This window comes from Acetobacter senegalensis (assembly GCF_001580995.1).
Classification (GTDB): domain Bacteria; phylum Pseudomonadota; class Alphaproteobacteria; order Acetobacterales; family Acetobacteraceae; genus Acetobacter; species Acetobacter senegalensis.
On sequence record NZ_LHZU01000141.1, the window covers coordinates 89,580 to 101,625 of the forward strand.

Consider the following 12,046-nt stretch of genomic DNA (forward strand, 5'->3'; position numbering starts at 1 on the left):
ACAATGAACAAACTGCAACGAGCCTGGAAAGGGCCTGAACTGTATGCCTAGCGCCACACCTTCCACCATCCCTGAAGGGGTTCCTACCATCCGCGTTGTCGCCATGCCGACGGACACCAACCCGGCAGGGGACGTGTTTGGTGGCTGGATCATTTCCCAGATGGATCTTGCCGCAGGCACCACTGCCGCCTTCCGGGCCAACGGGCGTGCCGCTACAGTCGCCATCAACGGGCTGGTGTTCCTTGAACCCGTGGCCGTGGGTGATGAGGTAAGCATCTATACGGAAATCACCCGTGAAGGCCGCACATCCATGACCATTCATGTGCAAACATGGCGGCGCGCCCGCCATACGCATCTCACCTCCAAGGTGACGGAGGGGGATTTCACGTTCGTCGCCCTTGACGCCAACCGCCGGCCTCGGTCCCTCCCCCCCATCAAACCGGGCGACGCCCCCGTCAATCCTGAAATCTGAGGCCGTAATCCCGGTAGCCACTGCCCAAGGTTACCGGGATGCCTTCTCCCTCTCCCCTGAGCGCAAACCCTGTTTGGTCCGTCGCGGCCCACAATCGGGCAGAGCGGCCCGCGCTAACCTGCCATCGATTTTCCCGACCGCTTCAGGGCTTCTTTTTTGCGGCAGAGCATTCCGTCCAGCCCGGATTTAAGCTAGAGCGTTGGCAGACATCAGGTTGAGTGTCAGCCTGAGTGTGTCATCAGGCATCCATCTTCCCTCTTTACCGTTACGTTAGCGGTAGAGATTTCGCCCTTTGGCGGAGCGCATCAGGAGTCCAGCCCTCTTGCGTCTGGAAGAGCAAAGGCTAAGGATCAGCCGCCGCGCAAATTCTCTCTTGCGGGGTGGTTTCTGCACGGCCAGCCTTTTAACCGCAGGCTGGATGGCAGGGTAGCAAGCAGTCAGGACGGGAGACCGGGCGCGTATGAAACATTGGCAGATTGATCAGTTACCATGGGACAGCTTTGATCCCTCCAAGGTGGATCCTGAACTGGTGAAGGCCGTGAAGGCAGCCTCTGTTGTGGAACGCAACAGCGTGGACTACGCCCAGTACCTGAATAACGTGTTCTATGATGATCCGGATTTCCGGCAGGCGGCCGACCATTGGGCCGTGGAAGAAATTCAGCATGGGGATGCACTGGGCCGCTGGGCCATGCTGGCTGACCCTGAGTGGGACTATCAGGAGGCCTTTCAGCGCTACCGTGATTTCTACAAGATTCAGTTGGATGTTGATCAGTCCATCCGTGGCTCCCGCACGGGTGAACTGATTGCACGCTGCATGGTGGAAACCGGCACATCCTCCTTCTATACGGCGCTGGCGGATGCAACGGACGAACCTGTGCTGAAGGCCCTGTGCAAACAGATTGCAGCGGATGAATTCCGCCACTTCAAGCTGTTTTACGACCACATGCACCGCTATCTGAAGCGTGAGAAGATCAGCACGCTACAGCGCGCCCGCATCGCCCTTGGCCGCGTGACGGAAAGCGAGGATGATGAACTCGCCTCCGCCTATCATACAACCAATGAACCGGCGGGCATGCCTTACGATCATAACCGCTGCATTGCCAACTATATGGCCCGCGCCATGAAGACCTATCAGCCCAAACACCTGAAACGGGTAACGGGCATGATCTTCAAAACTATCGGCCTGACCCCGCACAGCAAATTGCAGGATCTTGCCTTTTATGTTGCTGAAAAACTGTTTTTCAGCCGCCAGAAGAAATTCGCCCGCATGGTGGGGCTCACTTAGCATTCCTGCTTTTCAGAGCCTCCACGCGACGAAGCAACAGAAAAAACCTGCGAGCGGCCACCGTGCTAACCGCAGGCATGTTCCGTCCCGTCTCTTAAATTACGCAGCGCAAAAGAGACCAGACACCAACAGTTTCTACTCACTGGCAGCGTGAGTGAATACTTATCTATCCTCTTCTAGGTTTCTCATAACATTGAATGAACCCAGTTAAAGAATAATCCGGCACCCTATTTCAATTTATACACTATATTCATTACAGATATTCTTTCCCTCTGCTTTCAATAAAAACGGAACCTCCTGGCACCGCTCGCGTCTGTCTACACAAGACATGGCCCCGCCTAAGGGATGGAGACTTTTACAGTCTCTCTTGGCTCCTTGCCTGCCCCCAGCCTTTTCAGAGAGGAGAAGTCGTCATGACGGATGACACGCATACCCCCGAGCATGATCCGGTGCGCCGCCGCCTTTTTAAGGTTGCCGGCATTGCCGCTGCTGCCGGAGCATCATCCTTGCCATTTTCCACTTCTGCCGCACCATCCCAGAAAACAGGAGCTTCCATGCCCAACGCCTCCAATACCCCGCTGGAAGACCCGCGCTCCCTGTATCCACATGCACCGTTCAAGGCACAGCCGCAGGAATGGCCCGGCCTTGCATCCAAAATGACGCCACTGCCAGACCACGGGGAAAAGAGCTATAAAGGCAGCGGACGCCTTGCCGGACGCAAAGCGCTGATTACAGGCGGAGATTCCGGTCTAGGCCGCGCCGCAGCCATTGCTTACGCACGAGAAGGCGCGGATGTCGCCATCAACTATCTGCCGCAAGAAGAAGCGGACGCCAAAGAAGTGGCAGAACTGGTGCGCAAGGAAGGGCGCAAATTCGTCGCACTGCCCGGGGATCTGCGTGACGAAAAATTCTGTCAGGATCTGGTAAAGCGAGCTGCTGAAGAGCTTGGTGGGCTGGATATTTTCGTCAATTGCGCCGGACGCCAACAAACACATGACAGCATTCTGGATGTGACAACCGAAGCGTTCGACTGGACGCTTAAAACCAATCTTTACGCGCTGTTCTGGCTCAGCAAAGCAGCCATTCCGCTCATGAAGCCAGGCTCAACCATGATCTTCACTTCCTCCACCAATGCGTACGAGCCCTCAGTTAATATTCTGGACTATTCAATTACAAAGGCAGGCATCTCCAATTTTGCCAAAGGGCTCGCCAAGCAACTGGTTGAAAAAGGCATCCGGGTGAACGCCATAGCACCCGGTCCATTCTGGACGGCCCTTCAGGTCAGTGGTGGCCAGACCATGGAAAATGTCGAGAAATTTGGTGAAACTGTTCCCATGAAGCGCCCGGGCCAGCCAGTAGAACTCGCCCCGGTCTATGTGATGCTGGCATCCAGTGAGAGCAGCTACCTCACTGGCCAGGTTGTGGGTGCAAATGGCGGTGTGGGCCTCCCCTAACCCCGGAAATTGCCCTTTGTGTGGATGAAGCGGCTTTAAAAGCCTGCAAACGCAATCCAGCCGTTTCCGCCACGGAAAGGAAACGGCTTTTATCCTGTTATCCTTGCGCCAAGATATCAAACCCGTCTTGCCGGTTTCAATGACCCCACGCCATCCCCTCTTTACGGGCTGTGCAAAGGGTCACAAAAAAAGCCATCTCTGTTAACAGAAATGGCCTTTTCTTTATCTTGCACGATAAACGGGTTTTCAAAAAATGGTCTTCAAAGTGTTTCCTGACGCCATCCTCTGAAAAGAAGCGGCTTTTATCAGCCGCTTCCAGGAAGAACCCTTTAGAACGTCGCGTTCACGCGTCCGTAGTAATAACCACCCGTCATGGGCACCTGAGAGGATGACTGATCATAGATGTAGGCACCAAGGTAGTTCACGCTTTGCGGCACGCGCCGGGGGCGGATATTGAACAGGTTGTTGCCACCTACTGCCACATGCCAGTTCTTGTTGACCCGATACCCAATTTCCAGATCTGTCAGCCAACGGGGCGAATTTTTGAACTGGTAGAAATCGGTCACACTATATTGCAGCGCCTTTGGACCCCAATCCTGATACTGGAGCATGTTTGTGGTTTCACCGTAACGGGTCTGGCGAATATTCACATCCCAGTTTCCGACCGTGTAGAAGGCATTCAGAATGATCTTGCTGCGCGGATAAGCTGTGGTGATGTAACCAATATTCTGGGCGTTCAGCAGTTCCTCCCCATTGGTGCCCAGACCGTTATGATGCAGGCGTGTGCGGTTGAGGTCCAACGCCATGGTTGTTGTCAGGGTGCCATATTTCCCCATGCGGAACGTGTAGTCCGCGTTGATATCCAACCCCTGCGTACGGGTGCTGGCACCGTTTGACAGATAATAGGCCTGAATATTGTCCAGCGAGGCATCATTCGCCGGGGGCGTAAAGCCCATGGACTGAATGGCCGAGACAGCAGACAGGCCGCTCACTGTTCCACCCTGCACAATGCGGTCACGAATATTGATCTGATAAACATCCACTTCCACATGGAAGCCACGAACTGGCTCAACCACAATCCCGCCTGACACGTTGGTTGAACGCTCGGGCTTCAGCCCAGGTGCGCCAAGGCTACGCGCCGCCGCAGAATCAGCCGCCAGCAAACCGGAAGCCCCGTTGGGGGAAACGTTCATGGCGCTGTAGTGCTCTTCAGCCAGCGTGGGGGCGCGGAAACCGGTGCTGATTGTACCACGCACGGCAATGCGTTTGGTAATGTCATACCGTGTGGAAACCTTGCCGTTTTCCGTATTGCCTACGTCTGTGTAGTGTTCAAACCGCCCTGCAAAATCCAGTTCCCAGTTCTTGAGAAGATGGAAATCACCATCCACGTAAGCAGCCCAGATGTTACGATACCACTTGCCCGCGTTCTGCGGGGCCAGACCCGCAAAGCCCTGCGTGCCCCCCAGCGCATAGGAATAGGGATTGCCAGCCCAGATCTGGTAGGATTCCATTCGGTGCTCACCACCAAACGCCAGCACCATGGGGACTGTATCGGCAATCTTGAAATTGCGCCGCAGGTCAAGGTTGTTTGTCCACTGCGCCATATTGAAGCTTTCAGCCCGGACATCCGTTGGGCTGGACCCGCACCCTACGGGAGAATAACTTGCGCCAGCATTCGGGTCGGTCGAACAGGTGGACTGTAGAACCCCGGTATTAACGGTGTTCTTGTTCCCAACCTTGTTGTAATCCGCGCCATAAGTGGAAGAAACATCCCACTGGAAGCCGAAAAGATGATCGCCCTTGGCCCCGACGGTTGCCGCGTAATCATTTTCTTCCGCAGTTTCAATCGGCGTGAAACCCCATGGCCAGTAGGAAAGCGCAACGCCGCCCCCAACGTCTGGCACGCGATAGTTCTGATACGTTTCAGCATGACGGTGCGCATAAGTGATGCTGCCATAGAACATCACGTTTTCATTCAGCGGCTTACCCCAGTCCAGACCAAAGCTTTCCCGCGTTTCTTCCGCTGTGCTCAGCACTTTGTTGGATGTTGCAGGAATATGCGCCCCGGTGCTGACATAAGAGGCCACATCGTGATCCGCTGGTTGTTCCCCTACCAGACGATGATCGCGCACATTCTTGGGCACCATGTGATCCGTATGGTACATCTGGCCGGAAAGATGCAGGTAGCCATCATTCCCCAGTTTCATACCCCCATCGGCATTGAACTGATACTGCCAGCCATCCCCGTTATAAGCATTGGCCCCTGTCTGGGCTGAAACATTCAGGCCATGATCCTGCTTTTTGGTAATAATGTTGATCACACCGGCAATGGCGTCGGAGCCATACATGGCTGCGGCCCCATCTTCCAGCACTTCAATATGATCAATCATATTGGCCGGGATCATGTTGAGATCAACGCCGGTCGTCCCAAAGTTCGGACCAGAGGTAGCTGTAAACGTTGTTGTTGTATGCCGACGTTTTCCATCCACCAGCACCAGAACCTGGTTGGAGCTCAGGCCACGCATATGAATGGAAGAAACAAGGGCTGCGGCATCTGTCCCCATGGTTTCCACGTTGACGGACGCATAAGTGCGGGTCAACGCATCTGCCAGGTTCATCTGCCCGGACCGACGCAATACTGCACTGCTCACCACCTTAACCGGGCTCATGCTCTGCCGTGCATGACGATTTTCCGAGTGTGTGCCAGTAACAATCACATTTTCACCAGAATCTGACACCCGGTGGCTTGGGCGTGGCAAAGATCTGGCAGGCACCGCTGCACGGGTGGCGGTTGCCGCCCCGGCTGTATGGGGAATATCCTGCGTTGTCGCCTTTTTATGAGCAGATTTATGCTGCGTTCCCTGCGGAGTTGTCGCAGCATACGCGTCTGGCACCATACCAAGCATGGGAACTGCCAGAATAGTTGCAGAAAATAGTGTTTTCCGGGATGTCATGTGCCGCCAATCCCTGCTGCGTTTGGGTATTCGTTACCCTCTTATGGGATATGAGATGCGCATCTTTTGCAATTCTAAAATTACGGTCCCGTATCAGTTCGGTCAAATTGTTGTCTTTTTGCAACATAATCCGGGTCAGAAAAGAGACACATAGACTGAGGACACCCTCTGTCTCTGCCGGTCGTTCCCAAAAGGGAGCAGGCATCAGACTGTATGCTCCGCCTTATTTGCCAAGGAATTCCTTAACAAAAGAGCCTATTGTTTTCCGGGAAAACCAAGTGCCGCTCTAACAAAGCATATGCCCCCATCTGACACGGATGAGGACATATGATGGAACGCAGCCACTTTAATTTGTCGCGTCGTGGAACGAATCCCATTTCGCACAGACACTGAACACAGTGGCCAGCATCGGTCATAACGTGAGCCTCTTTTAAGAGGCTCAGACCTGTCTCATTTAGAACCCGCCACAGTTCTGCTCAAAGGGTTTGCCCGCAAAGCGGTCTTTGATCCAGGCGATCTGATCCTGCGTCGAATTGATCATGGTCGGATCATGATCCAGACCGGGATAAAGGTGGAAGAACAGCTTGATGCCGTTCTTGCAGGCTTTCTGAGCCGTTTTTTTCACGCCACCAGGAGGCACGGAAACATCTCCCCCTCCAGTCAGCACCATAAGCGGGCCTTTTACCGGCTTGTCCCCCATGATGTCTTCTTTAAGCATGGCCTGAACCGCAGACACCTTGGTCCAGTTCGGCTTCATGATCTGAGCACTGGTTTTGCCCAGATAGGCCGCATAACCGGTAAACCAGCAGCCCTTGGTGGCAATCAGCGGATAATGCTCATAACCGTCCTTGGTCAGAATGCTGTGCACATCAAAATCCGGATAACGGGCCTTCAGCCCATACGCCACCATGGGGAAATAGAACGGGGCGCCAACTTCTTCCGGTTTAGGGGCAATAAAATCCAGCATATCCACGGTGCCGGACACGGAAACAGTGCCCAGATAATCCGGGTTTTTCATCTGCTGTTCCATTTCGCCCACACTCCAGGACGCCATACCGCCCTGTGAATGCCCATCGGCCACCCACTGCTTGCTCAGCACACCCGGCAGCGCGGCATGAGCAGCAGCCACGGAATAAATGACATCATACCCCTGAGCCAGTTTGTTCATATACTGATGCGCACCCGGCGTGCCTTGCCCATGATAGTCCGTCGCCACAACAGCCAGCCCAGCTTTGGGGAATTCAAACAACCCTTCATCCCCGTAATAGAGATCTTTCATCAGAGAAGGCGCGCAAGGTTGCGCCACACCGCTGGTGCCGTGGGCCCACGCCACCACAGGCCATCCACCAGCAGGCGCTGGCCCCGCAGGCAACAGCACAAAACCAGATGTCACAACATCATGCCGTTCCGCATCCAGAGAGTGGTACAGAATACGCCATGCCGTCATCCCTGCCGGGATGGCATAATCCGTGACCTTTTCCGCCCGGATCAGCCCGCCGGGCCATGTGGGCGCATCAGCCGATGGAGCCTCTGTATAGAAAGGCGTAATGGGAAGCGCCTGTGCTGCCTCCAGCTTCAAGCCCTCGGGGATGGTTTTGGGGAGGTCAGCCTGAGCAAAGGCAGCCTGCGGCACACCAAATGCCAGAGCAGCCACACCCGCCCCGGCCAGCAGCACCTTACGCACCGCACCATTTTTGGATACAGCCGCCTTTTTCAGACACTGCGCCAGAAGGTTACGTTTTTCAGAAAGAATTTCGGGGTGAGTGAGGGACATAACCTACGCCATTTCTGTTTCGAGAACGCTATAAAACCATGACTGACCGCAAAAATCAGCCAGGGCTTGCATTTAATTAAACAGGAAGCGGATTTTCCCTCCGCCTCCTGCCCTCGCCGATCAGCGGTTATACGTCAACAAGACGCCAGCATAACGTGGCCGCATGGTGGAGTTCAGTTGCAGCAAAGACCCCTGTACCTCGTTTGAACTGGTGACCATGGGGTGCAGATTGGGCAGATTATTCACATAGAAAGACAGGTTCATATTATTATTGAACCGGGCACCCACCCGCAGGGTCAGGTAATGCTGGGCCTGTGTCAGGTAATAGCCCGAATTGTACATCAGTGTTTCTGAATCCCGAATTGGCGTGGTACCACTGGGGCGGCTGATATACTGGTAATCCGTCCGCACATACAATTGTCCATGACCAATGGAGATGATGTTCTTGGGAATATTGTACTGAACCCCAAGGCTATAGGTCCACCCCGGTGTGCCCAGTGTATCGCCTTTACGGGCAAGCAGGCCGTTCTGGTTGGTGCCCACATACGCATTTTTGGTATAATGCGCATCTGTATAGCCAAGCGTGGTATCGATCGAGAGGCCATCAAACGGATACAATGTGGCCTGAAGATCAAACCCTTTGCTAACTGCTTCACCCAGATTGGTCGTGTACTGCACGCCGCATCCCGGCAGATAGGCATTCTGCTGAATGTTGGACCAGTTGATGTAATACAGGCTTCCTGAAATTTGCAGACGATTATGGAAAAACTGGTTCTTTGACCCAACTTCCCAGCTTTTTACCGTGTCTGATTTGTATTTGCTGGGGGCCGAGGTCATGCCAAAATTATTCAGATCATTCTGGCACAAAAGCTGTGGCACGGGCGCGTTAGCTCCGCCCACTCGCCACCCCTTGCCCCAGCCCGCATACACCATGGAGTGGCGGTCAATCTGGTAACTCAAGGTAAATTTGGGGGTCACCGGGTTTTCGGTAATCTGGCCACTGGCTGTTGTGCGGTCACCATTATGGCTGCCATCTGCAAAGTTGTGGAAGTGATAATTGGCATTGGCATACCGCACACCTGCATCAAACTTCAGCCCTTTGATAATTTCCACCGTGGCGTTGGCAAAAACGGCAACCTGCTCATCCGTGGCGCGTGTCTGGTTAATGTAGGCGTTCTGCCCTGCATTGGGCCAGCCGCCCCAGAAATCGGAAGCAGACATATCAAACAACGCCTGTGTCAAAGCGTTTGCGTTGGGTTCCTGCAATTGCTCGGAACTCATCTGCTTGTCGTTCTGATAGTATACACCGGCCACCCACATCAGGCGGTTAGCCACCGGATTGCGGGACTGCACACGAAATTCCTCGGTGAAATTACGCTGCTGGTTCAACACGCGTGAGGGACCATAATAATATGGCGTGTTGGGGTTGATCCCTTGCTGGGTCAGCAAGGGGTAGTACGGACTGCTGCCATCCAGAAATTCATTATAATAGGAAAGCTGGTAAAGCGTGCCGTTATAGCCCGTAATATTGTTACGGTGCAGATAGGCCGTGTTCGAAATCAGTGAGACATTCCCGATATCATATTTGATATTCAAAGACGGCAGATAAAAACGGTCCGTATTCTGCTGGTATTCGGGCGAATTGGTGCGATATTCACTTTTACCAGGATTGGAAAGACCCGCAAAATAGGTATCACTATCCCCCACCAGACGCTGTTGATACATGATGGACGGCGTAATGCTCAGGTTTTCAATCGGTTTGACCAGAACAGAACCACGAAACACGTTCACATCATCATTATTGGTGTTTTTGTCTGTCTTTTTTCCGGTTCGGTAATCAAGGTGGTCGATATAACCGCCCTGCCCCTGCCGTTCCGCACTGACGCGAAACGCCAGCTTGTCCTTGATGATCGGCCCGCCAAGCGCCACGCCCAGATCATATGTCGGCGCGCCATACTGCGATGCTGAGACATCTGCACGAGCATAGGATGTATATTTATGCAGGTTCGGTGCGGGCGTGATGTAACGCACAGCCCCACCTTCCGCACCGGCCCCAAACAGGGTGCCCTGCGGGCCGCGCAACACTTCCACCCGTTCCATATCAAACAGTTGCGGCACCGTGTTTTCCGCACTGAAACCCAGATTACGGATCTGGATGGGTGTATCATCCAGATAAATTCCGGTGGTGGCTGACCCTGCACTGGATGCCAGACCACGCACAACCGGCGTTTTGGATGTGGGGTCAAATGTCAGGCCCGGCGTAAAGCGGAGCACATCCTGAATGGTTTTGGCGCCCTTCATATCCAGATACGCCTGATTATACGCGGCAACACTGACCGGCACACGCATGATGGAAGTTGCGCGACGGGTGGACGTTACCGTCACCGCTTCCATGGCCCCTGCTGCGGATTCCGCCTTGGGCTTCTTATGCGGCTGAGAAACCTGCCGTGTGGAGGCTTCCTGTTTCCCCGGTGCCTGGGCAGCATGCAGTTTGCCTGATGAACGTTTTTCCACGCTCTCCCCTGCCGCAAAAGCCGCGCCTGCGTAGCCCGACACACAGGCCCAAACAGAAAAAGCCCCGACCAACGCAGTAGAATACGAACGGACAGAACACAAAGAACGTTTACGGCACACAAGGGGCGAATAAAGGGAAACAGGTCTTTTGCTCACGTGTGTCTCTTATCATTTAAGGGCAAGGGGAAAGCGGCGTTCACAACATCAGGCCGAAGGGGCAGAGCACTTAATTTTATATCCAGCCTCTGTCCAGACATCTGTTGGCGCATAAGGCCCTGTTTCCTGACGGGAACAACACCAGTATTAAAAACAAGATAAAACCGAGTTCAAAAATATGATGCCTACAACATCAGAAAAAAATTCCATGACCGTTCCAGAAGGATAGATGGTACTTATCCGCAACAGTGTTGTATTTTTTTACGCTAGTGCTGGAAGAAGAAAAAAGACCTTAGCTGGTCATGATCCTGCATCGTTTTAATACCCCATCTGACAGGCCCTTCTATCGCTAGAAAAATACCGGGCCGTCCCGCAATGTCTTTCTGGTGTTTTCTCAGAACTTTAACAAATCCACCCTGTCATAAAGAACGCCCGTTCATAACCGGCCTGCATTTGACGTCTTTAAACAGAGGGGTAAGGTGGCGTCTTCCTGAACGTTACACGGAATGACGATTTTTCATGTTCAGTCACATCATGTTGGGCAGCAACGACATTGCCCGCTCCAAAAAATTCTACGATGCAACGCTGGGTGTTCTGGGCTGTGAGCCCGCAACCCCTAACGCCAAAGGCCGCCTGACCTATACGCATGACGGCGAACGCCTGGTGATCACCACGCCGCTGGATGGCCAACCCGCCACGGCAGCCAATGGCGGCACAATCGGCTTTGCCATGACCAACGCAGAGCAGGTTGAAGCCTGGCATAAGGCTGGTGTGGAAAATGGCGGAAAAGCCATCGAAAATCCGCCCGGAGTGCGCCACACGGTAATGGGAGACCTGTATCTGGCCTATCTGCGGGACCCAGACGGCAACAAACTGTGCGCCATGTATAAAATGCCGAGCGCCTGAGGCGCATCCTGATAGAGAGGAAGTTTTCTTACACTTCTTCTTCAATATCCGCCTGAGCAACCATAATAGCATGGTGGTTCAGGCGGGATGCCAGAACATGCCCCACAGACGCGGCCCCTACGCACAAGAAAACTGACAGCCCTATAGTCAGCAGAGCCCGCCCCCAGGCCCCGATACGCAGCAGATCAAGCGTTTGCAGGCTGAAGGACGAAAAGGTGGTGTAGCCACCGCACAGGCCGATCATGACAAACAGCCGCATGTTTTCGGAAACAGGATAACGCCCGCCGGCCAGTGTCAACGTTCCAAAAAATGCGATGATGAAAGACCCCACCATATTCACGGCGAGTATGGTACCCCATGGCATCATCCGGCTGTATGGGCCAGTCAGCACGGACACAACATACCGCGCCAGTGTACCCAGCGCACCGCCCAGCATAACAATAAGACAGGAATAAAAAGACATCACACCCGACCCTCTTTCTTGCGGCGGGCCATGTCTCTCCCGCCGTTATGGCGATAGACGCAGCCCAA

General features: G+C 53.9%; 8 protein-coding genes. 4 read left to right on the forward strand and 4 right to left on the reverse strand.

Annotated elements, in window-relative coordinates:
* Positions 1–43 precede the first annotated feature (43 nt).
* From AD948_RS13195 to AD948_RS13205, 3 genes are all read left to right on the forward strand, one after another.
* Positions 44–472 (forward strand): acyl-CoA thioesterase, encoded by a 429-nt coding sequence (locus AD948_RS13195; RefSeq protein ID WP_006558448.1) that lies wholly within the window; start codon positions 44–46, stop codon positions 470–472.
* Positions 473–932: 460 nt separating this feature from the next.
* Positions 933–1,757: an acyl-ACP desaturase gene (locus tag AD948_RS13200; protein ID WP_006558449.1), complete on the forward strand. Its 825-nt coding sequence runs from the start codon at positions 933–935 to the stop codon at positions 1,755–1,757.
* Positions 1,758–2,170: 413 nt separating this feature from the next.
* Positions 2,171–3,211: an SDR family oxidoreductase gene (locus tag AD948_RS13205; RefSeq protein WP_006558450.1), complete on the forward strand. Its 1,041-nt coding sequence runs from the start codon at positions 2,171–2,173 to the stop codon at positions 3,209–3,211.
* 329 nt (positions 3,212–3,540) lie between these two features.
* On the opposite strand, the gene AD948_RS13210 is transcribed toward AD948_RS13205, so the two are convergent.
* From AD948_RS13210 to AD948_RS13220, 3 genes are all read right to left on the reverse strand, one after another.
* Positions 3,541–6,165 carry a TonB-dependent receptor plug domain-containing protein gene (locus AD948_RS13210; RefSeq protein ID WP_058988367.1) on the reverse strand — a complete coding sequence of 875 codons (2,625 nt, stop codon included), beginning with the start codon at positions 6,163–6,165 and terminating at the stop codon, positions 3,541–3,543.
* 454 nt (positions 6,166–6,619) lie between these two features.
* Positions 6,620–7,939: an alpha/beta hydrolase family protein gene (locus tag AD948_RS13215; protein ID WP_061472316.1), complete on the reverse strand. Its 1,320-nt coding sequence runs from the start codon at positions 7,937–7,939 to the stop codon at positions 6,620–6,622.
* A 120-nt stretch (positions 7,940–8,059) separates the two neighbouring features.
* Positions 8,060–10,609 carry a TonB-dependent receptor gene (locus AD948_RS13220; protein ID WP_156479032.1) on the reverse strand — a complete coding sequence of 850 codons (2,550 nt, stop codon included), beginning with the start codon at positions 10,607–10,609 and terminating at the stop codon, positions 8,060–8,062.
* Positions 10,610–11,128: 519 nt separating this feature from the next.
* On the opposite strand from AD948_RS13220, the gene AD948_RS13225 reads away from it, so the two are divergent.
* Positions 11,129–11,515 (forward strand): VOC family protein, encoded by a 387-nt coding sequence (locus tag AD948_RS13225; protein ID WP_061472318.1) that lies wholly within the window; start codon positions 11,129–11,131, stop codon positions 11,513–11,515.
* 28 nt (positions 11,516–11,543) lie between these two features.
* On the opposite strand, the gene AD948_RS13230 is transcribed toward AD948_RS13225, so the two are convergent.
* Positions 11,544–11,978, reverse strand: coding sequence for a CrcB family protein (locus AD948_RS13230; protein WP_061472319.1), 435 nt, complete (start codon positions 11,976–11,978; stop codon positions 11,544–11,546).
* Positions 11,979–12,046 lie beyond the last annotated feature (68 nt).